The sequence below is a fragment of the uncultured Granulicatella sp. genome, from assembly GCF_963545075.1.
In the GTDB taxonomy this organism is placed as follows: Bacteria; Bacillota; Bacilli; order Lactobacillales; family Aerococcaceae; genus Granulicatella.
The window spans coordinates 1-21744 of record NZ_CAUUHX010000021.1 but is presented as its reverse complement, the minus strand read 5'-3'; the positions used below and the strand labels follow the sequence as shown (position 1 = coordinate 21744).

At 32.1% G+C, this 21744-nt stretch carries 23 protein-coding genes and 1 pseudogene; 21 read left to right on the top strand and 3 right to left on the bottom strand.

Annotated elements, in window-relative coordinates; translation table 11 throughout:
* Positions 1–59 precede the first annotated feature (59 nt).
* From RWZ86_RS04355 to RWZ86_RS04315, 9 genes are all read left to right on the top strand, one after another.
* Complete coding sequence (locus tag RWZ86_RS04355) at positions 60–488, top strand: hypothetical protein (protein WP_314112173.1); 429 nt, start codon at positions 60–62, stop codon at positions 486–488.
* A 50-nt stretch (positions 489–538) separates the two neighbouring features.
* Positions 539–1084 (top strand): DUF1697 domain-containing protein, encoded by a 546-nt coding sequence (locus RWZ86_RS04350; protein WP_314680333.1) that lies wholly within the window; start codon positions 539–541, stop codon positions 1082–1084.
* Between the two features lie 237 nt (positions 1085–1321).
* Positions 1322–1810, top strand: coding sequence for a type III toxin-antitoxin system CptIN family toxin (gene cptIN / locus RWZ86_RS04345; protein WP_314680332.1), 489 nt, complete (start codon positions 1322–1324; stop codon positions 1808–1810).
* 141 nt (positions 1811–1951) lie between these two features.
* Positions 1952–2290: a putative DNA-binding protein gene (locus RWZ86_RS04340; protein WP_314680331.1), complete on the top strand. Its 339-nt coding sequence runs from the start codon at positions 1952–1954 to the stop codon at positions 2288–2290.
* A gap of 21 nt (positions 2291–2311) precedes the next feature.
* Entirely contained in the window at positions 2312–3748 is a 1437-nt protein-coding gene (gene ffh, locus RWZ86_RS04335) for a signal recognition particle protein (protein ID WP_314680330.1), read from the top strand.
* Positions 3749–3769: 21 nt separating this feature from the next.
* Positions 3770–4324 carry an NADPH-dependent FMN reductase gene (locus RWZ86_RS04330; RefSeq protein ID WP_314680329.1) on the top strand — a complete coding sequence of 185 codons (555 nt, stop codon included), beginning with the start codon at positions 3770–3772 and terminating at the stop codon, positions 4322–4324.
* Positions 4325–4477: 153 nt separating this feature from the next.
* Positions 4478–5815, top strand: coding sequence for an MFS transporter (locus tag RWZ86_RS04325; RefSeq protein ID WP_314680328.1), 1338 nt, complete (start codon positions 4478–4480; stop codon positions 5813–5815).
* A 392-nt stretch (positions 5816–6207) separates the two neighbouring features.
* Positions 6208–7095 (top strand): diacylglycerol kinase family lipid kinase, encoded by an 888-nt coding sequence (locus RWZ86_RS04320; protein ID WP_314680327.1) that lies wholly within the window; start codon positions 6208–6210, stop codon positions 7093–7095.
* Between the two features lie 443 nt (positions 7096–7538).
* Positions 7539–7949 (top strand): GNAT family N-acetyltransferase, encoded by a 411-nt coding sequence (locus RWZ86_RS04315; protein WP_314680325.1) that lies wholly within the window; start codon positions 7539–7541, stop codon positions 7947–7949.
* Positions 7950–8237: 288 nt separating this feature from the next.
* Here RWZ86_RS04315 and RWZ86_RS04310 read toward each other — a convergent pair whose 3' ends face one another.
* The gene (locus RWZ86_RS04310) at positions 8238–9053 is read right to left on the bottom strand and encodes a Cof-type HAD-IIB family hydrolase (protein WP_314680323.1); all 816 of its coding nucleotides are present in this window, start codon (positions 9051–9053) and stop codon (positions 8238–8240) included.
* Between the two features lie 118 nt (positions 9054–9171).
* Between RWZ86_RS04310 and RWZ86_RS04305 the strand changes: the two genes are divergently transcribed.
* Together RWZ86_RS04305 and RWZ86_RS04300 are read left to right on the top strand one after the other, a co-directional pair.
* Positions 9172–9933, top strand: a complete 762-nt coding sequence (locus RWZ86_RS04305) for an alpha/beta fold hydrolase (protein WP_314680321.1) — start codon at positions 9172–9174, stop codon at positions 9931–9933.
* Between the two features lie 4 nt (positions 9934–9937).
* The gene (locus tag RWZ86_RS04300; RefSeq protein WP_314680319.1) at positions 9938–10255 is read left to right on the top strand and encodes a metal-sulfur cluster assembly factor; all 318 of its coding nucleotides are present in this window, start codon (positions 9938–9940) and stop codon (positions 10253–10255) included.
* A 65-nt stretch (positions 10256–10320) separates the two neighbouring features.
* Here RWZ86_RS04300 and RWZ86_RS04295 read toward each other — a convergent pair whose 3' ends face one another.
* Positions 10321–10626: a dTDP-glucose 4,6-dehydratase gene (locus tag RWZ86_RS04295; RefSeq protein ID WP_314680318.1), complete on the bottom strand. Its 306-nt coding sequence runs from the start codon at positions 10624–10626 to the stop codon at positions 10321–10323.
* Positions 10627–10798: 172 nt separating this feature from the next.
* Between RWZ86_RS04295 and RWZ86_RS04290 the strand changes: the two genes are divergently transcribed.
* From RWZ86_RS04290 to RWZ86_RS04245, 10 genes are all read left to right on the top strand, one after another.
* A complete protein-coding gene (locus RWZ86_RS04290) occupies positions 10799–12148 on the top strand; it encodes an MATE family efflux transporter (RefSeq protein WP_314680315.1) in 1350 nt (449 codons plus the stop codon).
* Positions 12149–12150: 2 nt separating this feature from the next.
* Positions 12151–13818 carry a formate--tetrahydrofolate ligase gene (locus RWZ86_RS04285; protein ID WP_314680313.1) on the top strand — a complete coding sequence of 556 codons (1668 nt, stop codon included), beginning with the start codon at positions 12151–12153 and terminating at the stop codon, positions 13816–13818.
* Positions 13819–13836: 18 nt separating this feature from the next.
* On the top strand, positions 13837–15726 hold the full coding sequence (locus RWZ86_RS04280) for an ABC-F family ATP-binding cassette domain-containing protein (RefSeq protein WP_314680311.1): 1890 nt from the start codon (positions 13837–13839) through the stop codon (positions 15724–15726).
* Positions 15727–15744: 18 nt separating this feature from the next.
* The gene (locus RWZ86_RS04275; protein ID WP_314680309.1) at positions 15745–16689 is read left to right on the top strand and encodes a thymidylate synthase; all 945 of its coding nucleotides are present in this window, start codon (positions 15745–15747) and stop codon (positions 16687–16689) included.
* A gap of 18 nt (positions 16690–16707) precedes the next feature.
* Positions 16708–17199 carry a dihydrofolate reductase gene (locus RWZ86_RS04270; protein WP_314680307.1) on the top strand — a complete coding sequence of 164 codons (492 nt, stop codon included), beginning with the start codon at positions 16708–16710 and terminating at the stop codon, positions 17197–17199.
* Between the two features lie 2 nt (positions 17200–17201).
* The gene (locus tag RWZ86_RS04265; RefSeq protein ID WP_314680306.1) at positions 17202–17855 is read left to right on the top strand and encodes a uracil-DNA glycosylase; all 654 of its coding nucleotides are present in this window, start codon (positions 17202–17204) and stop codon (positions 17853–17855) included.
* Positions 17856–17867: 12 nt separating this feature from the next.
* The gene (locus RWZ86_RS04260) at positions 17868–18806 is read left to right on the top strand and encodes a DNA/RNA non-specific endonuclease (RefSeq protein ID WP_314680305.1); all 939 of its coding nucleotides are present in this window, start codon (positions 17868–17870) and stop codon (positions 18804–18806) included.
* 123 nt (positions 18807–18929) lie between these two features.
* Positions 18930–19811 (top strand): ATP-binding cassette domain-containing protein, encoded by an 882-nt coding sequence (locus tag RWZ86_RS04255; RefSeq protein WP_314680303.1) that lies wholly within the window; start codon positions 18930–18932, stop codon positions 19809–19811.
* A 5-nt stretch (positions 19812–19816) separates the two neighbouring features.
* Entirely contained in the window at positions 19817–20524 is a 708-nt protein-coding gene (locus tag RWZ86_RS04250) for a hypothetical protein (RefSeq protein WP_314112134.1), read from the top strand.
* Between the two features lie 11 nt (positions 20525–20535).
* The gene (locus RWZ86_RS04245; RefSeq protein ID WP_314112132.1) at positions 20536–21102 is read left to right on the top strand and encodes a hypothetical protein; all 567 of its coding nucleotides are present in this window, start codon (positions 20536–20538) and stop codon (positions 21100–21102) included.
* A gap of 61 nt (positions 21103–21163) precedes the next feature.
* Here the strand turns inward: RWZ86_RS04245 and RWZ86_RS04240 are convergent.
* Positions 21164–21744: pseudogene (locus tag RWZ86_RS04240) on the bottom strand (recombinase RecQ); the annotation flags it as partial.

Sequence of the window (21744 nt, the reverse complement as noted above, 5' to 3'; positions counted from 1 at the left end):
ATGAGAGAAGGAAAGGGTTAGAGTTATTTTTTCGAGTTGCAAAACGAGGTGGATATTCAATGAAAAAAAGTATTATTTTGTTATTGTTATTAGTAACCTGTATCTTTGCCTTTTATAATTTGCTAGGGAACAATAGAAATGAGCTTTCTGAATTAGGGACTTCTGTTCAAAATGTAAAATTGGACTATAAAAGTGAGAGAGGATTTGGAAATGACCGATTTGATATTTACTCTTTTTCTTTAGAGGATGAAGTTAACTTTAATAATGATGATGCTAATCTTGAAGTGATTTATCAAAAAGAATTTAGTAATATCTTTAATACTGAAAGTAAAAAGAACCAAATATTAAAAGAAAAGCAAAATCAAATAGAGAATTTGTTAAAGGAGAAACGTTTTAGTTATAAATACGTTGTCCTAAAAGGAACTAAAAAATTGTATTTGTATGATGCGGTATCAAACAAAGGATATTGTTTCATACTAACGATTTAATATTTGTTGTATAATCATTAAAGGAAATTTTAAATAAAGGAGATAGTAAAGTGAGATACATTCTTTTACTACGTGGAATAAATGTTGGTGGTAAGAATAAAGTAGCAATGAGTGAATTGAAAGTATTATTAGAAAGTTTAAACTTTGAAAATGTTCATTCATATATTAATAGTGGGAATTTATTTTTTAGCAGTAGTGATACATTCGATACTTGTATTTGTAAAATAAAAGATTTACTAGAAAGTCATTATGAGTTTTCAATTTCTTTTGCTCTATTGACGAAAGAAGAATATTTAAAAGAAAAAGCAAACTTACCAGAGTGGTGGAATGAAGAGTTGGCTAGAAGAGATGTATTATTCTTTTCTTATCAATTAGATAAAAGCTCGATATTAGAGTTCCTTAACAAAGCAAACTTTCATAATGAGGTAGTATATATAGGGAATCATGCTGTTTTTTGGGGAAAATTCGATGAAGCAGAGTATCTAAAAACAACTTACCATAAACAGTTAATAAAGCAAGATTTTTATAAAAAGATTACGATTCGAAATGGAAACACGTTTGAAAAAATAGCTCAAATTTTAGAAACTGAAAAATAGTTCTAATTTTCATCGAAATTGGTATTATCAATAATTCTAATAATTTGACATTTAATTTCTTTATCGTTACAATTTATCTAAAGATAGAAATATCTCAAATACTTGTTGCTCCTTAAAAGGCAACTAAAATAAGTTTAAGCTCAAATATCTGTCGCTTCTCGATATGCGACTCATAAATAATCGAGTTCAAATATTTAGGCTCCGTTCATTTGAATGGAGCCTTTTTTGGGAGGAACTATGGATACAGGACATTTTTATTTTATAAAAGATCAATATTTTATAGATTTTCCAGATTCAAAACTAATGAAGAATAAAGAAACTGTGAATGGAAAAGTTCATAACCGACCATGTTTTTACGCTTTTTTAGATAAAACAACTGGATTATATTGGATGATTCCTTTTTCTTCACAAGTTACTAAATTTCAGAGAATATATGATGCTAAAATTGAAAAATTTGGAAGATGCGATACTATAATATTTGGAGAAGTGCTTGGGCATAAAAAGGCTTTTCTTATCCAAAATATGTGTCCAATTAATGCTGCATATATAAAGAATGAGTATATTGATTTTATTTCTAAAAAACCAGTAAAAGTAAATAAAAAATTAGAAAAGCAATTGCAACAAAAGGCTTCAAAAGTTCTTGCGTTATATAAACATGGGAAAAAATTGATTTTTCCAGATGTTTTAAAAATTGAAAAGATTTTACTTCAAAAAGTATTAGAGTAAAACTCGAATATTTAGCTTTTTAGAATATCAAAAATAATAAAAGCGTTTATGCCATTTATTGCACCATGTTTTCATAGCAATTGGCATAAACGCTAGTTTTTGTTATAATTAGAAAGTGAGTTTACAAGCAGGAGGATGGCAATGGAAATTGAAAAGACAACGCAGATGAATTTGTTGTTAGAATTTTATGGCAAACTTTTGACTGAAAAACAACTAGGATATATGGAATTATATTACGGGGAAGATTATTCTCTTGGAGAAATTGCAGAAGAATTCGAGGTTAGTCGACAAGCCGTATATGATAATATTCGACGATCTGCTCAATTATTAGAAGATTATGAACAAGAATTACATTTAGTAAATGATTTTTATAAAAGACAAGCTATCTATGATGGAATTGAACAGCATATCAAAGAACATTATCCAAATGATCGTCAATTGCAACAATTGATGACAGACTTACAAGAAATGAATAAATAAGCCTGATTGAGGAGTGAGAAAATGGCATTTGAAGGATTATCAGATCGCTTGCAAAATGCGATGGGTTCGGTAACAAAAAAAGGAAAAATTACCGAAGCTGATTTAAAACAAATGATGCGTGAAGTTCGTTTAGCGTTATTAGAAGCAGACGTTAACTTCAAAGTTGTAAAAGATTTTGTACGAAAAGTAAATGAACGTGCTTTAGGTTCTAATGTATTAGAAGCATTATCTCCAGCACAACAAGTTGTAAAAATTGTTAATGAAGAATTAACAGAATTAATGGGGGGAGAGCAAGCTCCATTCCAATTTTCACCAAAACCACCTACTGTTGTAATGATGGTCGGTTTACAAGGGGCAGGTAAAACAACGACTGCTGGTAAATTAGCTTCATTTTTAGCGAAACGTGAAAACAAACGTCCATTATTAGTAGCTGCCGACGTATACCGTCCAGCCGCTATTGATCAATTACAAACTTTAGGGAAACAATTAAATTATCCAGTATTTTCATTAGGAACTGATGTTAATCCTGTTGAGATTGCTAGACAAGCGATTGAACGTGCGACTATTGAAGGTCGTGACTTAGTTATCATCGATACGGCAGGTCGTTTACATATCGATGAAGCTTTAATGGAAGAATTACAAAATATTAAAGCTGTTGCAAATCCAAATGAAATCTTATTAGTAGTTGACGCAATGACAGGGCAAGATGCTGTGAATGTTGCTGAAACATTTAATGAGCGTTTAGATATTACAGGGGTTATTTTAACAAAATTAGATGGGGACACACGTGGTGGTGCAGCTCTATCGATTCGTTCTGTAACAGGAAAACCAATTAAATTCTCTGGTCGTGGTGAAAAATTAGAAGATTTCGAAATTTTCTATCCTGAACGTATGGCTTCTCGTATTCTAGGTATGGGCGATATCATGACATTAATTGAAAAAGCTCAACAAGATTTTGATGAAGCAAAAGCTCAAGAAATGGCGGATAAAATTAAAGCTAATACATTTGACTTTAATGATTTTATTGATCAATTAGATCAAGTGAACAAAATGGGACCATTGGAAGATATCTTAAAGATGATTCCAGGGTTAAATAAAATTCCAGGATTAAATGATTTAAAAGTGGATCCAAAAGATACAGCACGTATGAAAGCTATTGTCTTATCAATGACTCCAGCAGAACGTGAAAATCCAGATATTTTATCTCAAGCAAGACGTAAAAGAATTGCCGCAGGGTCAGCTCGTCCATTGGCAGAAGTAAACCGTTTGATTAAACAATTTAATGAATCGAAAAAAATGATGAATCAAATGTCAAATGGAAATATGCAAGCGATGGAATCAATGATGGGACAATTAGGCATGGGTGGTGGCCGTAATAAATTAGGTCAAATTGCTATGCAACAATATGCTCGTCGTCAAAAACAAAATAAATTGAAAAAATTAAAGAAAAAACGTTAATTTATAGAAGGAGAGTTTGCAATGTCAAAACAAGTATTATTCATTAATGGTTCATTAAGAAAAGAATCTTTTAACCAAACTATTATTGATTATGTACAAGAAAAATTAGTTGAAAAAGGCTATCAAACAAAGCAAATTAGTTTTAAAGATGTACCATTTTTCAGTCAAGATATTGAATTCCCAGCTCCTGCTATTGTAGAAGAGTATCGTGGTGATTTTGAAGCGTCTCAAGCTGTTTGGATTGTGTCTCCTGAATATAACGGAAGTTTACCAGGAAGTTTAAAAAATGGCTTAGACTGGATGTCTCGTTCATTAGATATTACTTCTTATGCACCTCCTGCTTATATTGATGGCAAATTAATTGCTTTCAGTAGTGCTGCAGGACATTCTGGTGGAGAAAATGTTTTACGAGCTCTAACAGAATTAGCCACTAAAATGCGTATGAATCCACTAGAAAAAACAGTAGGACTTCATATTGGAGCAGGATTCCAAACAGGTGTTTTAACTCTATCAGATGAAGATAAATCTGAATTAGAAAAACAAGTGGAATTATTAGTGGAAGCATTAGAAAAATAATAGATGAATCGATTGGACCAGGCCTTTGTCTGGTCTTTTTTCTTCATACCTGAAATAGTTTTCAGTGGCTTTTTACAAATGAAATATGGTAAGATAATTGGCTATGGATTTTTAGTGAAATGTATAGCAATAAATTGAAAGGATGTAACATGAATGAATAATGAAAAATGGCATGTATTGCCAGCAGTAATTGCGACAGCCATTATGAGTTTCTGTGGTGTATTAATTGAAACGGCAATGAATGTAACATTTCCGACATTAATGCAAGAGTTTCAGACAACTTCATCTGGAATCCAATGGGTTACAACAGGTTATTTATTAGCCATTGCGATTGTTGTGCCTATTTCTGCGTATTTAGTACGTAATTTTACAACAAGACAATTATTTTTAGCTTCGAATTTAATTTTTATTTTAGGAGTTTTAATCAATTGTATTTCTCCAAATTTAATCATGTTGTTATTTGGAAGATTTTTACAAGGAGTCGGTACGGGGATTGCGCTACCATTAATGTTCCATATCGTATTAACGCAAGTTCCAATTGAGCAACATGGTACAGTGATTGGATTAGGTTCGATGACGACTGCCCTAGCACCACCGATTGGGCCAACTTTTGGTGGATTAGTTTCAGCTGCTTTAGGATGGAGATTTATTTATTGGATTTTAATTCCGTGTTTAGTGATTTCTTTAGTCATTGGTTTATGGGCAATTCCAAAAGAGAAGAGTATTCAAAAATCTCCATTTAATGTACTAGCATTTTTCTTCTTAGCGATTTGTTTAGCAAGTTTATTAATGGCTATTGAGCATTTATCTCTTGTATGGCTGTTGAGTGCAGTAGTAACAGGTGGATTATTTACATATTTCAACCGTAAAAATGCATTATTATCTTTTGCACCATTTAAAAATCATACGTTTAATGGAATGTTGTATGTAGTGTTAGCGTTCCAAGCAACAGTTCTAGGTTTATCATTTGTATATCCAAATTATTTACAATTAGGGCTAAATCAAAGTGTGACAACCGCTGGACTATTTATGTTCCCTGGTGCAGCAATGGTTGCTTTATTATCTCCTGTTTCAGGAAAATGGTTTGATGTGAAAGGACCGTTGAAGCCTTTATTAACAGGTTTAATTTTAGCAAGTATTGGTGGATTATTGATTAGCATCTTCTTTGAACATTTAGCGATTCTTCCATTATTAGCATTGAATATTATTTTAATGAGTGGTAATGGATTAGTAATGGGAAGCAATGTAACATTTTGTTTAATGCAATTAGATAAAGATGTTCAAGCAGATGGAAATAGTATCGTAAATACGTTGCAACAATTTACGGGTGCAATTTCCACAACAGTTGTAGCAAGAATTTTTTCTGCGAATATGGATCGACTACCATTTGCAGGAAAATATAGCTTAATGTTTATTACAAGTTTAATTTTATTAGCGTTAGTAATTTTTGTTGTTCAATATAAGAAGACAAGAAAGCCTAGCGAAGTTTAATTGAAATTATTTATTAAATGAGTTTCTATAGTAGCAAGGACGCCAGCAGCTTCGCGATGCGAATCTCATGGCTAAAAATCGAGCCTTGGTCTCGATTTTTCCTATAATATTGCCCTAAATTAGGGCAATATTACTGATGTTACTATGGAAACTCTTTGTATTTATGTCATAAATGAAATGACGTTTAAGATGTAATTAAATGACGGATAAACGTAAACAAAAATCAAATAGAAAAATTTATTTTGTCTGGAAGCTCATGGCTATTTTTATACTTTAGAAAGTCTTTTGGACTTCTAACTTCATAGGCAAGTTAGAATGCGTTTTCTTCATTCTATGATATAATCTTAATATATTATGAAAATAATATGGATTAAAATTAAGGAGCTGATGATTTGAAAAAGGCAATGGTTATTATTAACCCTACCTCTGGAGGAGAACAAGCATTAAATTACAAAGAAAAAATTGAGAATAAAGCAAAAGAATATTTTGAAGTTGTTGAAACACGAATTACTGAAAAGGCATTAGATGCAACTCATTTTGCTGAAGAAGCGGCTAAAGAAAAATATGAAGCTGTGATTGTTTTCGGTGGAGATGGCACGGTGAACGAGGTTGTTTCTGGTATTGCTGAAAAAGAATATATTCCAAAATTAGGGATTATTCCTGGAGGAACTGGTAATTTAATTACTAAATTAGTACAAATTGATCAAGATATCGATAAAGCAATCGAAAGTTTAGATTTTAATTTAACAAATAAAATTGATATTGGTAAAGCAAATGATCATTATTTTGGATATATCTTCAGTGTAGGTTCATTACCAGAAGCAATTCATAATGTAGAAATTGAAGATAAAACAAAATTTGGAATGTTTGCATATGCAATTAACACAGTAAAATCTGTTATTAGAGATGAAGTTTTCAATATTAAGGTTGAAACTGAAAATGGAAACTATGAAGGAGAAGCTAGTCAAGTATTAGTGTTATTATCGAACTATTTCTCTGATAAAAAGATATTTGATGAAAATAAAGTAGGTTATGCGAATATTTTAATTTTAAAAGATGCATCTATTTTCTCTAAATTATCATTAATTCCTGATTTATTAAAAGGGGATGTGGTAGAAAATGATAGTATTGAATATATTAAAGCAAAAACGATTAAAATTTCTTCTGATATTGAAATTGAATCAGATATCGATGGAGATCAATCAGATGATTTACCAGTTGAAATTAAAGTATTAGGAAATCATATTGAAATATATTCATATCCAATTGAAGAAGCATAAATAAATAAGATATTCTTTTAAAAAGTTTAGTTTTATTGAATCAAATAATGTTTTGCGTATATTAAATTCAAAAGAAAAAATTTCCTTTGTCTGCAAGGTCGCCAGCAGCCTCGCAAAGCGAGTCTCATGGCTAAAATTCGAGCCTAGGTCTCGAATTTTCCCTATAAAAATCCATAATAAATGGTTTTTTAGTAATGCAGCAAAGAAAATTTTTTCTTTTTGAATTTTATAAGAGAAAAGCGTAATTATTAGTACAAATTATATTTTTCAATCATTAGAATGTTGGCATATCATTTCTTCTTTTATTTGCAAGAGCATAGTGAACCTGTTACTCTAGTTTTAAATTATAGGAATAAGATAAAAGTAGTAAAAATATGTTGCTTATTTATGCGTATAGTTCGCCTTTAATAACTTAAATATATTTTATAAGGAGATATGCCTATATGGAAATTATAGATTTAAATGAAGAACAGGTTGAGAACATCGAAACAAGACTGAGTTTATTTGATAGAAACTATATCAGTTATAAAATGAACGGATACATTCGGATTGGTATTGAATCTGATGGTACACTAATTGCTGGTTTGGATGCCTGTATTACCGCATTTAAAATCCTCTATGTATCAACTGTTTTTGTTGATGTAGAATACAGGAGAAAAGGCATAGGTACCAAATTAATCTGTGAGATGGAAAAACGGGCAGCTGCAATGGGAGTTAATATCATCCGTTTAGATACATTTGACTGGCAGGGAAAAGAGTTTTACGAAGCATTGGGATATGAATGTGTTGGTCATTATGAAAATGCAGAAGATAAATATTCTGAATACTTTTTCGTGAAGAGACTTAATTGCTAATTCTGTTTTTTTATTTTGTTTGACTAATCTTATTGGTGAATCATATTGAGAATAGAAATGACTGTTTTATGCAAATAAAAATTCAAAGAAGAAAAAATTTTCTTTGTAGCTATAGTAAAAAAATTTGAGACCTAGGCTCGAATTTTAGCCATGAGACTCGCTATTCGAGGCTGCTGGCGGTCTAGCTTACAAAGGGAATTTTTTCTTCTTAAATTTTGTAAGTAAGAAGCAACAAAAAATAACAGCCTTCTAATTCATAACGTTCAAGAGTTAGAGGGCTGTTATTCATTACGCTTCTAATTTAAAATAATTCATTAAGTAGTGAGCTAATCCATCTTGATCATGTGGAAGTGGAGTAATATCATCAGCAATTGCTTTTAGGCTATCAATGGCATTATTCATGGCAACACCGTGCCCAGCAAATTCAATCATTTCTAAGTCATTATCTTCATCTCCAAAAGCTAAAACATCTTCTGTTGGAATTCCATAATAACGAGATAAATGTTGGATTCCTGTAGACTTATCGATACCATAAGTGACGATCTCTAGGCAAGGCATATCGCCTCCCCAAGTACGAACATCAATCGTGTGACCATAACGTTGCTTAATTTTTTCTTTAATGAAGGGTTGTTTTTCAATACTAGAAAAAACGGTAATAGCCGTTGGCTTTTCTAGTAACTGTGTATCTTTTTGTAATAAGATAGGTTGTTGATCTTTTGGATAGTAGGGTGAATCTGGAATATTTTCAATTGTTGCATATAAGTGGTGCTTTCCTTCTACCATAAAATAATCACATTCTAATTCTTTATGAAATTCCAACATATCAAAAACGATCTCTTCATCTAATGTTACGTGAAATTCTCCTTGCCAGTTTTCGTCATTTGGAATATGACATAGGGCACCATTGAAGTTTACTAGTGGCCCGCCTAATCCTAATTCTTCATATAAATGTTTTGAACTTCGATAAGGACGCCCAGTTACAATGGCGATTTTATGCCCAAGTTCTGTTAAACGATGTAAGGTTTGAATCGTAATGGGATTAAATTCTGATTGTCCATTTAAAGTTGTGCCATCTAAATCTAATGCAATTAATTTTGGTTTCATTATTTCCTCCTATAGTAATCTATATAATCGATTTGATTGACGAAAAGTTGTCAATTTAGTTACAATAACCTTGTAAGTATACCATATTTTTATGAAAATATGAAAGAAGAGGTTAGTTATGATTATTATTCAAGAAAAAAATATTGAAAATATTCCGATTTTAGAAATTGTTCAAGAGGAAAATAAAGATAAAAAGATTCCAACAGTTGTTTGTTATCATGGTTGGACTGGAAGTAAGGAAAACTGTATTCATTATGGAGCCATGCTTGCTAAAAATGGCATGCGCGCAATTTTACCAGATCAGCTATATCATGGAGAGCGAAAAACATCTGAATTAAATGGCTTTGAATTATGGGAAATTATTGGACAAAATGTTAAAGAATTTCCAACATTAGTTGGCGCCTATCAAAAAGAAAACTTAGTCGATCATAAAATAGGAGCGATTGGATTTAGTATGGGTGGAATGACGACTTATGCGTTATTGAAACATTTTCCATTTTTATATGCTGCCGTTAGTTTAATGGGAAATGCAGATCCAGTTGAATTTGCAAAATGGTCGATTACTTCAACTTGGATGAAAGATAAACCGGCAGTAGAATTAACTCCAGATTTAATGGAGAAATATATTCCACTTTTACAAGGTTTATCATTAGCAGAGAAACCTGAAACAATTGCAGGTCGTCCAGTTTTAATTTGGCATGGATTAGAAGATAAAAAAGTTCCATATTCATTAAACCGTGCATTTTATGATAAGATTAAAGATGAACCATTTGCTAGTCGTGTGAAATGGATTGAAACACCAGAAGTACCACACTTTGTTCCATTCAAAGTGATTGAAGCATCTGTAGAATTTTTAAAACAATCATTAGTAGAGGAGTAATCGTATGAGTGAAACAGCAGAAGCAATGAAGGAAAAAATTTTAGAAGCGTTAGAAACAGTGATTGACCCTGAATTAGGAATTGATATTGTTAATTTAGGATTAATTTATGGAGTAGAGCTAAATGAAGAAGGACATTGCCAAGTGAATTTAACACTAACAACAATGGGATGTCCATTAGCTGATATTATAACTGATGAAATTCATCGTGCCTTAAAGGGAATTGAAGAAATTAAAACAATTGAAGTTAAATTAGTATGGTACCCAGCTTGGTCTCCAGAAAAAATGTCTCGTTATGCGAGAATTGCATTAGGAATTCGATAATGAATAGAAAAGAAGGCTTAAAATCATGAGTAGATTTTAAGCCTTTTAGTTTGTAATTAGTTATTTTAATCTTCACCAGGTCGCATTGGTCGTTTATATTTACTTTTCGCTTCTTGACGAATGACTGTTTGAGGGCTCTTTCTTCCAGAGTTATAAGTTTTAAAAATTTCTTGCATACGTTGATCATCAAATAATTCTAAATTTTTATCAACAAAATGTAGAGCATCTTGTTGCCAGTCTGAATGATAATAATTAAATAATTCTGCAACAGCCATTCTTTTGTCTGTAGCACTTCCTTGGAAGTTAGGATCTGTAATTTCTGCTAAATATTGTTGCATTTTTGCAATTTTTTCTTTATCAAATTCAACCATAAATCTTCGCCTCTTTTCGATTATATTGTAACATAATTTGAAAGTCTGAAAAAGGAAAAGTTTATCGATGTAATAAGAGAATCCTGTCATTTTTCTAAGGGTATGACTGTCAAATTTATGGATATTTTAGTATACTATATAATTGAGTATGTATGTAGAAAAGAGGAGTAAAATGGCGAAGGATATGACATCTGGAAATCCGATGAAATTAATATCACGGTTTACGTTACCATTGTTAATAGGAAATGTTTTTCAACAGTTCTATAATATGGCAGATACTTATTTTGTTGGTAGATATATTGGGGTACAAGCACTTGCAGCAGTTGGTTCAACAGGAAGTATTGTATTCTTCATTATTGGTTTTGCCATTAGTATGACAGCTGGATTAGCGATTCCTCTTGCTCAGAAATATGGCGCTAAAGATATGCAAGGAGTAAAAAGAAGTTTCTATGTCTCAACATTAATTTCTGTAGGTGCTTCGATTCTATTGACGACATTAAGTATGCTGTTTTGTCGTCAAATTTTAGAAATCATGCAAACTCCTCCAGAAATTATTGACTATGCTTATGACTATTTAATGGTGATTTTTGCTGGTATTTTTGCTCAAATTGCATTTAATTTACTATCGAATATTATTCGAGCAATAGGGGATGCGAATACGCCGCTTTATTTCTTAGCGCTTTCTTGTGTATTAAATATTTTATTAGATTATGTATTTATTGTTCATTTAAATATGGGTGTTGGAGGTTCTGGATTTGCAACGGTAGTGAGTCAATTATTCTCAGCAGTATGTTGTTATATTTATATTAAAAAGAACATTCCAATTTTACATATTGAAAGAGAGTCCTTACATTTTACCAAAGACTTTTTAGTCCATCATATGAATATTTCGTTTCCAATGGGATTTCAATCTTCTATTATTGCCATTGGAACAATTACGGTACAAATTGTTTTGAATCGATTAGGACACGAAGCGGTGGCAGGATATACAGCTGCACAAAAGATTGACCAATTAGGAATTTTACCAATGATGTCATTTGGAATTACAATGGCAACTTATTCCGCACAAAATTATGGTGCAAAATTATATGACCGTATTTGGAAAGGGGTTAGAGATTGTATTAAACTTTCTCTTACTTTTAGTTTTTGCGTAGGATTCATTTTAATTCTATTTAGTCCTCATTTTATGAGAATGTTTGTAGGAGAAGGACATGAAGCTGTTGTGGAATATGGAAGGCTATATATTTTAGCAAATTCTATCTGTTACGGTATTTTATCGTTATTATTTATTTATCGATATACATTACAAGGAGTAGGTAAAACTGTGATTCCAACCATTGCTGGAATGATGGAATTAATGATGCGAGTTTTTGCTGCATTAGTGTTAACTCAAACTTTCGGCTACATTGGATTAACAACTGCAAACCCATTAGCGTGGTTTGGATCAGTCGTTCCATTAGCCATTACGTATTATGCTTTTAAAAGAAAATTTCAACGTTACAGTTCACTTAAGGAGGGATAAGGATGAAATCTGATATTCAAATTGCTCAAGAAGCTGTTATGAAACCAATTATTGATATAGCTTCAAGTATTGGCTTAGAAGAAGAACAAATCGAGTTTTATGGGAAATATAAAGCAAAAATTGATATGAATCGAATTTCTAAGGAGCAAAGAGGAAAATTAGTATTAGTTACAGCGATGAGTCCAACTCCTGCAGGAGAAGGGAAATCAACCGTTACGATAGGATTAGCAGATGCTTTTACAAAATTAGGTAAAAAGTCCATTATTGCGCTTCGTGAACCTTCGTTAGGACCAGTAATGGGGATTAAAGGAGGAGCTTGTGGCGGAGGATATGCACAAGTTGTTCCAATGGAAGAAATTAATTTACATTTTACAGGTGATATGCATGCGTTAACTTGTGCTACAAATGCATTAGCTGCATTGATTGACAATCATATTTATCAAGGAAATGAATTACAAATTGATAGTAGAAGAGTCATTTGGAAAAGAGCTGTAGACTTAAATGATCGCGCTCTACGACAAGTTATTGTAGGATTAGGGGGCCCTATTCAAGGCATTCCACGTGAAGATGGATTTGACATTACGGTTGCGAGTGAAATGATGGCGATTTTATGTTTAGCAACAGATTTAAAAAACTTGAAACAAAGATTAGAAAATATTGTTATTGGGTACACTTTTGAAAAAGTTCCCGTTACGGTGAAAGATTTAAATGTTCAAGGAGCTTTAACATTATTATTAAAAGATGCGTTAAAACCGAATTTAGTTCAAACATTAGAACATACGCCTGCAATTGTTCATGGTGGGCCGTTTGCCAATATTGCACATGGATGTAATAGTGTGATAGCGACCAATGCAGCTCTAGCACTTGGAGAAATTGTTGTAACAGAAGCTGGATTTGGAGCTGATTTAGGAGCTCAGAAATTTTTAGATATTAAAGTTCCTCAATTACAAAAAGCACCTGATGTAGTTGTCATTGTGGCTACGATTCGTTCGCTTAAAATGCATGGAGGAGTTTCCCTTTCTGGATTAACAGAAGGAGAAAATTTAGAAGCTTTAGAAAAAGGCTTTGCTAATTTAGAAAAACATATTGAAAATATGACACAACATTATGGATTACCAGCTGTTGTTGCGTTAAATGAATTTGTAACAGATACCCGACAAGAAAAGGAATTAGTACAAACTCTTTGTCAGAAAAAAGGGATTTCTTGTATCTCTACTTCTGTATGGGAAAATGGTGGAAATGGTGGAGTAGCATTAGCAAAAGAAGTGTTACACTTATTCGAAAATACAACACCCCAATTTCATTCAGTCTGTGAAGAAAACAGTTCGATTGAAGAACAAATAGAGGCGATCGCAACTAAAATTTATGGAGCAAATTCTGTTCAATATACAAAAGAAGCGAAATTACAATTAAAACAGTTAGAGAAAAATGGTTGGAATCATTTGCCAGTTTGTATTGCTAAAACACAATATTCTTTCTCAGATGATGCGACTTTATTAGGAAGACCAACAGGATTTGAATTAACAGTTCGTTCGCTTGTTCCTAAATTAGGAGCAGGATTTGTTGTCGCTTTAACGGGCAACATATTAACAATGCCAGGATTGCCGAAGAAACCAGCTGCATTAGAGATGGATGTATTAGAAGACGGTAGAACGACCGGTTTATTTTAATGATAAAAGGAGAGTATTATGAAAGATTTTCGAGTAGATCATTTGAAAAAAACATATGGTGCTAAAACATTATTAGCAGATGTTTCGTTCATTATTAATGAAGGAGAACATGTGGGCTTAATTGGTCAAAACGGTACCGGAAAAAGCTCACTATTAAATATTTTAGCCGGAATAGATGAAGCAGAAAGTGGTACGATTACTTGTTCAAATGATTTTAGAATTGGGTATCTTTCGCAAAATCCCTCTTTAAATCCTGAACATACGGTATTTGAAGCCATATATCAATCTGATAATCCATTATTGAGATTAGTGCACGATTATGAATGGAGTGTTGAACAATTACAACAGCATCCACAAGATGAAAAATATTTAAAACAATTTGAAGCGTTAGAACAAAAAATGAATCAAGTGGATGGATGGCAATATGAAGTGAAAATTAAATCCATTTTACAACACGTAGGAATTGAAGATATTCATCAACAAATTTCTATATTATCTGGTGGGCAAAAGAAACGAGTAGGTCTTGCCAAAGTTTTAATGGAAGAGCCGGATTTATTATTATTAGATGAGCCGACAAACCACTTAGATATGCAAGCAATTCAATGGTTGGAACAATATTTAGCTGCGTATAAAGGTTCCTTACTATTAGTTACTCATGATCGTTATTTCTTAGAACGTGTTGTTGACCATATGTTTGAATTAACTCAAGGGAGAATTGAAGCCTATGATGGGAATTATCAATCATATTTGGAACAAAAATCTCAACGAGAACAAATTGCACAAAAGATATCTCATAAACAACAACGCTTATACCAGCAAGAATTGCAATGGATGAGACAAGGTGCCAAGGCTAGAACAACAAAACAACAAGCTCGAATTCAACGATTCGAACAATTAGAAAAAGAAGTGAAACAAACAGATTCTAAAGAATCGTTAGCAATTCGCTTTGACCAAACAAGAATTGGAAAACGAGTATTTCAATTAAAAGATGTCAGCTTAGAAATAGGAGATAAGTCGATTGTTCGTTCACTAGAATGGATTATTCAAAGCCAAGCAAGAATTGGAATTGTTGGAGAAAATGGTGTCGGAAAATCTACTTTCCTAAATGCTCTTGCAGGTCTATATCCATTTAGTGAAGGAGAACTGACTGTTGGAGATACAGTTCGCTTAGCTTACTATAAGCAACAAGATGAAGATATTCCAATGGATAAGCAATTAGTGCAATATTTAAGAGAATATGCCGAAGAAGTTCGTCAAAAAAATGGTGAAGTAGCTTCGATTACGGAATTATTAGAAACATTTTTATTCCCACGTTATATGCATGGAGCATTAATTGGTACGTTATCAGGTGGAGAAAGAAGAAGATTATATTTATTACGTTTACTAATGACAAAACCAAATGTATTATTACTCGATGAACCAACGAATGATTTAGATATTGATACATTAACCGTCTTAGAAGATTATTTAGATGAATTTAATGGTGCAGTCATCGTAGTTTCTCACGACCGTTATTTCTTAGATAAAACAATGGATCAATTATTTGTCATTAAAGGACAAGGAAATACAGAATTGTATTATGGTTCTATGAGTGATTTCTTAGAAAAACAAGGTGAGTTAACAGTAGAAGAAACTAAAACAGTTGAAGCTCCAAAAGTAGCTGAAACACCGAAACCTTCGACTCCAGAAAAAGCTAAAAAGATGACGTATCATGAGAAAAAAGAATGGGAAGAAATTGAAGGAAAAATTGCTGGATTAGAAGAATCCATTGAAGAAATTCAAGAAGCAATGAACCAACAAGCACAAGATTTTGCTAAATTACAAGAATTACAAACACAATTAGAAACATTAGAAGAAGAGTTAGCTAATGCCTACGAAAGATGGGAATATTTAGCTGAATTAGTTTAACAGTAGGGAGCTCGTCAGATGAAACAATATTTAGAATTACTAGAAAAAATTAAACAAGAAGGAGTTGAAAAATCAGACCGTACAGGTACTGGAACAAAGAGTATTTTTGGTTATCAAATGCGATTTGATTTGTCTAAAGGATTTCCAATTTTAACGACTAAAAGAGTTCCATTTGGACTCATTAAAAGTGAGTTATTATGGTTTATTAAAGGAGATACAAATATCCGTTATTTATTACAACATAATAATCATATTTGGGATGAGTGGGCTTTTAAACGTTATGTAGAGTCTCCTGATTATACTGGAGAAGATATGACAGATTTTGGTCGTAGAAGTTTACAAGACCCAGATTTTAAAGAAGTGTATGAAAAAGAATTAGAAACATTTTGCCAAAGAATTTTAAATGAGGATGACTTTTCTGCAAAATATGGAGAATTAGGAAATATTTATGGTTCACAGTGGAGACATTGGAAAACAACTCAAGGAGAAACAATTGACCAATTAGCGCAAGTGATTGAAATGTTGAAGACATCACCTGATTCAAGAAGATTATTAGTATCAGCATGGAATCCAGAAGATGTTCCAAGTATGGCTTTACCTCCATGTCACACAATGTTTCAATTTTATGTGGCAGATGGTAAGTTAAGCTGTCAATTATATCAACGTAGTGCAGATGTCTTCTTAGGCGTACCATTTAATATTGCGAGTTATGCATTATTAACGCATTTAATTGCAAACGAAGTAGGATTAGAAGTTGGAGAGTTTGTTCATACTTTAGGAGATGCTCACTTGTATTTAAATCACTTAGAGCAAGTAGATCTTCAATTAAGCCGTGAACCTTTTGAATTACCACAATTAGTGTTAAAACATCCTGAAAAATCATTATATGATTTAGAAGTTGCTGACGTTGTATTGGAAGGATATGAATGTCATCCAACGATTAAAGCACCAATCGCTGTTTAATCCAAAGGAGGAAATTGCATGTTAATTTATATTTGGTCACAAGATGAAAATGGTCTAATTGGAAAAGAAGGAGTTTTACCATGGCACTTATCAAATGACTTGAAATATTTCAAAGAAGTCACATTAGATCAAACGATTGTTATGGGGCGCAATACTTTTGAAGGTATGGGGAAGAGATTATTACCAAGAAGACATAGCATCATTGTATCTTATCAAGCAGATTATGATGCAAATGGAGCAGAAGTTGTTACTGATATTGAAACTTTAGTAGAAGATGCCAAACATGAAGATATTTACATTATTGGTGGAGCAGTATTATTTGATTCTTTAAAACATGAAGTCAATACACTTTATTGCACAAAAATTCATGCGCAATTTGATGGAGATACGTATTTTCCAAAAGATTTTCCATGGGAAAAATTTGTAAAAGTCAAAAGTATGGATGGAACAGTGGATGAAAAAAATATTTATCCACATACCTTTGAAATTTATCAAAAAATTGAGGATTAACAATGTTGACTTGGAATGAAATTTTAGCAGAAGAAATGAAAAAAGACTATTATCAGGAGTTGCAAGCTTTTGTTCAAAAAAGAAGAGAAGAAGTCAGAGTATTTCCTGAAGAAAAAAATGTTTTCAGAGCTTTAGAATTAACACCATTTGAGTCAGTGAAAGTCGTTATTTTAGGACAAGATCCTTATCATGGATTTGGTCAAGCTCATGGATTAAGCTTTTCTGTTCAAAAAGGAATCCCACTTCCTCCATCCCTAAAAAATATTTATAAAGAATTACAAGAGGATATCGGGGGCGGTCTTCCAACAGAAGGAGATTTATCTCATTGGGCACAACAAGGAGTATTATTGTTAAATACTGTTTTAACAGTAGAAGAAGGAAATGCAAATAGTCATAAAGGAAAAGGTTGGGAAAGATTAACGAATCGATTGATTGAGTCTTTAAACGAATTGAACCATCCAGTGATTTTCATCCTCTGGGGTAAACCAGCTCAGGATAAGGAAAAACTGATTACAAATCCGAGTCATGTTATTTTAAAAGCTCCTCATCCAAGTCCGTTATCTGCTTATCGAGGGTTCTTTGGAAGTAAACCATTTAGTAAAGTAAATGACATCTTAATCCAACAAGGACAAACTCCTATTTGTTGGAAGGAATAAAAGGAGAATGATATGAAAAATCGCTTTTTTAAACTCTTTCTTTTATGGATGACCTCGTTAACATTTGTTGCTTGTTCAACGAATACCCAACAAGGAACAACTACGACAACTGCTAAGGTTGAAAAATCTCATGATTTGCCAGAATCTCTATTACCGTTTAAAAAAGAAAAACAATTGGTATTAGGGGAATTGGATTCTTATAAACGTTCGACACAAGCACATATTCAATTACGATATGATGATAAGCCAACAGAACAAAGAGAAAGCAAAATTAATGTTGATCCAGTAGGATGGCATAACTTTAAATTCCCAATCGATTATTCAGGAAAAGAAGCTTGGTTCATGAACCGTGGGCATTTAGTCGGTTATCAATTTAGTGGACTAAATGATGAACTTAGAAATTTAACACCTATGACAGCATACTTAAATACAGGAAGTATGACAGGAACAGATGAAAAAAATCCTGCAGGAATGTTATTTTATGAAGAAAAATTAGCTGCATGGTTAAAACAAAATAAAAATGCATGGCTAGATTATCGAGTAACACCGCTTTATACAGATTCAGAACTAATTCCACGCCAAGTAGAGTTACAATATGCTGGAATATCTGCTAATGGAAGATTGATTCCGATTCAATTTAATACTTCCATTGAAGAAGTGAATGAAGATGGAACAACTAGAGTCATTTTAAATAATGATGCACCAAATGGAACATTAGATTATCAAACAGGTTTAGCGGAACCAACTATAACAAGTGAGCACCAAGAGACCACTCAAAGTGCTGCTAAAAGTAAAAATGACCGTACAGTATATGTTGCAAACGAAGGAAAAGCTACGGTATATTGGTATGACAAAAAAAATATGCCAGCAAAAACAAATCAAGCAAAAGTAGTCGAAATGAGTGAATCTCAAGCAAAAGCACAAGGAAAAACTCATGCGGGTAAAGAATAGAAATAAAGGGACTTTTCGAATGTAGCAAGCTACTTCGGAGAGTCTTTTTGTTCTTGCAATAATCATAAAATATGATAGTATTACATTTATAGTATTAAATTTCTAATATAACGAGGTGAATACATGAGTCAACCTTTAATCGAAGTAAAAAATATTCATAAACGATATGCAAAACATCATGCCTTAGACAATGTATCCTTCAATATTCATGAAGGTAGAATTTGTGGGCTCATTGGTGAAAATGGAGCAGGAAAAACAACGTTAATTCGTATTATCTCTGGATTAATTAAACAAGATTCTGGAGAAATTATTGGACTAAAAGGATGTAAATTGAGTTCAATTGTTGAATCACCAGCTCTTCATTTGAATCTTTCGGCATATGATAATTTACAGTATCAATTATTACTTTGTGGAGAAACTCCTTCTCATGAAAAAATAGAGGAAGTATTAAACTTAGTAGGGTTAGCCAATGTGGATTCAAAGAAAAAAGCCAAGGACTTTTCATTAGGAATGAGACAACGCTTAGCGATAGGGTTAGCCATTATTGATTCACCAAAATTATTAATTTTAGATGAACCAATTAATGGATTAGATCCAAAAGGAATTAAAGATATTCGTGATATTCTAGCAACGTTAAAAAATGATTTTAATATTACTATTTTAATATCCAGCCATATTTTATCTGAATTGGATCTTATTGCTGATGATTATGTCATTATGAGTAAAGGAAAAGTTATTCAGGAAGACTCAAAATCAACAATCTTATCTTCATTAGCAAAAAAAGTTATCGTTTCAACAGCAACAAATGATACAGCAATGGAAATTTTAACAGCAAAGGATTGTGACTGTACTCTTTTACCTGACAAAATTGAAGTGAAAAATACACCACTGACGATTAATCAGATGATTGATGTATTAAGAGAAAATCAGATTGAAATTTTTGAAATTTATAAAGAACAAGTTTCTTTTGAAGAATATTATTTTAATTTGGTTGAAGGAAGGTAAGAGCAATGATGTCAAATTTTAAAGCGGATATTTATAAAATTAGAAAAGAAAGAATCTTTTCGATTTCAATTTTACTATGTGTCTTATTAGAGTTCTTGTTTACATTTGTAATGAGAGAAAAGAGTGGTGACATTGGTGTTATTATGACTTTATCGACTTCAACAGCTTTTCTCCCATTATTTTTCATCGCAGTAGATTTATTTGTTTGGGGAGAAGATTTTGTATCCAGAACGATTAATACACAGATTATTAAATCTAAAAATCGTTTGTCTTTATTCATTTATAAAGTTGTGACGACAGTTTTATATTCAACCATCCATTTATTTGTAGGTTATTTATCTGTAGCTGTATTTAGAGGGATTTTTGCAGATAGTGCTTCTTTATCGACAGTGTGGAATATAGCAGTGTACCAATATCCTTATTTTTTATGTATTATGTTCCTGTCTATTTTCATTTTCAACTATGTTGATAAGGTCAGTTATGCGCAATTAATATATGTAGTAATTGTCATTTTATTTGATAATTTAATGAGTTTTTCAATGGCAAATGTTATCGACCCTGAATTGTTGGAACACTTTTTACTCTTCAACCAATTAAAGGCTATTACAGGTAGCGGGGACTTTTTAACGCCATCTGTTATAATTGCAATTATTTTTAGTGTTTTATACATTATTTTTAGTTATTATTTATTTAATGAACGAGAATTTAAATAAGGAGAAAGCTTATGAAGAAAATTTTACCATTTATCGTTTTTTTCCTAGTCATTGTAGCTTTTGGATTTTATATGACTTATAGCAATGCAAAAACAGATTTTGATTTTACACAGACTTGGGAATTACAAGAAAATGCGAAACAAAAAGTAGAAATTTATGGAACAGAGCAAAATGTGGAATTATCGATTATAGAAACTTCTAATCCTCAAACAAAAGTAACTGTATCTGGAAAAATCTCAAAAACTTCTGTGAATACGATTAAAGATACAAAATCAAACGAGGAAGGATTATATATTCCAATTTCAAAACATGGATTTAGATTATATACTTCGCAATTTGGAAAAGATACATTAAAAGTTACAGTTGAATTAGCGAAAAATGCTGACCCATATGAAGTGTTTTTAGATACCGTTAGTGGGGAAGTTAAAGTGAATGTTCCTCAAACATTTGATGGGAAATACGACATTATGTTAAATAATGGTGCTAAAATAACAGAAAAACCTGAAACAAAAGAAACAAGTGCAAGTGTCATTAAAGTGGATGCTTATACAGATGTAACGATTGTAAAAGGAAAATAAATAAATTGAAAGAGCCTTCGACGAGAAAACGAAAGGCTCTTTTTTACGAGTATTTATTTTTCTAATTTAATTCTTTTCTAAATGCTTCGATTTCTTCAATCGATAATCCTGTAAGTTTTTGGATTTCTGCCATTGGTAAGTTCATTTTGAAGCATATCATGACTTGCCCTTTTTGTTCTCCAAGTGCTACGCCTTGTTGACGTCCAATTTTAATTCCTTGTTCAATTCCCTGTTCTATACCTTCTTCAAGTTGGTGTTTCATGACTTGATAATATACATCTTCATATTTTTCCATTAGTTCTGCAAGCCTCCGTTCTTCCCCTGATAGATTTGAGAAATTCACGATTTTCTGTGCTTCTTTTAATCCTCTGCTTGATTCTGGCTTAATTGTACCATTTTTTAGAAAGTCTCGCCACTCTGATAAATCTGTATTTTCTCCTTCGAGAATGGCTTTATCTGTTAAGTTTACTAAATAGATTCGCCAATACGGTTGGTGTTTTTTATTTTTAATTTCTCGATGACAAACCAAGTTGGTTAATCCAATCTCTACTCGTGCTTCTTGAAATTCTTGGAATACTGTAAAATTGGTAACAACAATAGAAATAATCGATTTTGCACTTTCTGCTTTATAGTTTTGCGTAT

What these genes read in the sequence shown, in the direction of transcription:
- RWZ86_RS04355 (WP_314112173.1), top strand. Translation starts at nt 60, where the DNA reads ATGAAAAAAAGTATTATTTTGTTATTGTTATTAGTAACCTGTATCTTT.
- cptIN (WP_314680332.1), top strand. Translation starts at nt 1,322, where the DNA reads ATGGATACAGGACATTTTTATTTTATAAAAGATCAATATTTTATAGAT.
- RWZ86_RS04340 (WP_314680331.1), top strand. Translation starts at nt 1,952, where the DNA reads ATGGAAATTGAAAAGACAACGCAGATGAATTTGTTGTTAGAATTTTAT.
- ffh (WP_314680330.1), top strand. Translation starts at nt 2,312, where the DNA reads ATGGCATTTGAAGGATTATCAGATCGCTTGCAAAATGCGATGGGTTCG.
- RWZ86_RS04330 (WP_314680329.1), top strand. Translation starts at nt 3,770, where the DNA reads ATGTCAAAACAAGTATTATTCATTAATGGTTCATTAAGAAAAGAATCT.
- RWZ86_RS04325 (WP_314680328.1), top strand. Translation starts at nt 4,478, where the DNA reads ATGAATAATGAAAAATGGCATGTATTGCCAGCAGTAATTGCGACAGCC.
- RWZ86_RS04315 (WP_314680325.1), top strand. Translation starts at nt 7,539, where the DNA reads ATGGAAATTATAGATTTAAATGAAGAACAGGTTGAGAACATCGAAACA.
- RWZ86_RS04310 (WP_314680323.1), bottom strand. Translation starts at nt 9,053, where the DNA reads ATGAAACCAAAATTAATTGCATTAGATTTAGATGGCACAACTTTAAAT.
- RWZ86_RS04305 (WP_314680321.1), top strand. Translation starts at nt 9,172, where the DNA reads ATGATTATTATTCAAGAAAAAAATATTGAAAATATTCCGATTTTAGAA.
- RWZ86_RS04300 (WP_314680319.1), top strand. Translation starts at nt 9,938, where the DNA reads ATGAGTGAAACAGCAGAAGCAATGAAGGAAAAAATTTTAGAAGCGTTA.
- RWZ86_RS04295 (WP_314680318.1), bottom strand. Translation starts at nt 10,626, where the DNA reads ATGGTTGAATTTGATAAAGAAAAAATTGCAAAAATGCAACAATATTTA.
- RWZ86_RS04290 (WP_314680315.1), top strand. Translation starts at nt 10,799, where the DNA reads ATGGCGAAGGATATGACATCTGGAAATCCGATGAAATTAATATCACGG.
- RWZ86_RS04285 (WP_314680313.1), top strand. Translation starts at nt 12,151, where the DNA reads ATGAAATCTGATATTCAAATTGCTCAAGAAGCTGTTATGAAACCAATT.
- RWZ86_RS04280 (WP_314680311.1), top strand. Translation starts at nt 13,837, where the DNA reads ATGAAAGATTTTCGAGTAGATCATTTGAAAAAAACATATGGTGCTAAA.
- RWZ86_RS04275 (WP_314680309.1), top strand. Translation starts at nt 15,745, where the DNA reads ATGAAACAATATTTAGAATTACTAGAAAAAATTAAACAAGAAGGAGTT.
- RWZ86_RS04270 (WP_314680307.1), top strand. Translation starts at nt 16,708, where the DNA reads ATGTTAATTTATATTTGGTCACAAGATGAAAATGGTCTAATTGGAAAA.
- RWZ86_RS04265 (WP_314680306.1), top strand. Translation starts at nt 17,202, where the DNA reads ATGTTGACTTGGAATGAAATTTTAGCAGAAGAAATGAAAAAAGACTAT.
- RWZ86_RS04260 (WP_314680305.1), top strand. Translation starts at nt 17,868, where the DNA reads ATGAAAAATCGCTTTTTTAAACTCTTTCTTTTATGGATGACCTCGTTA.
- RWZ86_RS04255 (WP_314680303.1), top strand. Translation starts at nt 18,930, where the DNA reads ATGAGTCAACCTTTAATCGAAGTAAAAAATATTCATAAACGATATGCA.
- RWZ86_RS04250 (WP_314112134.1), top strand. Translation starts at nt 19,817, where the DNA reads ATGATGTCAAATTTTAAAGCGGATATTTATAAAATTAGAAAAGAAAGA.
- RWZ86_RS04245 (WP_314112132.1), top strand. Translation starts at nt 20,536, where the DNA reads ATGAAGAAAATTTTACCATTTATCGTTTTTTTCCTAGTCATTGTAGCT.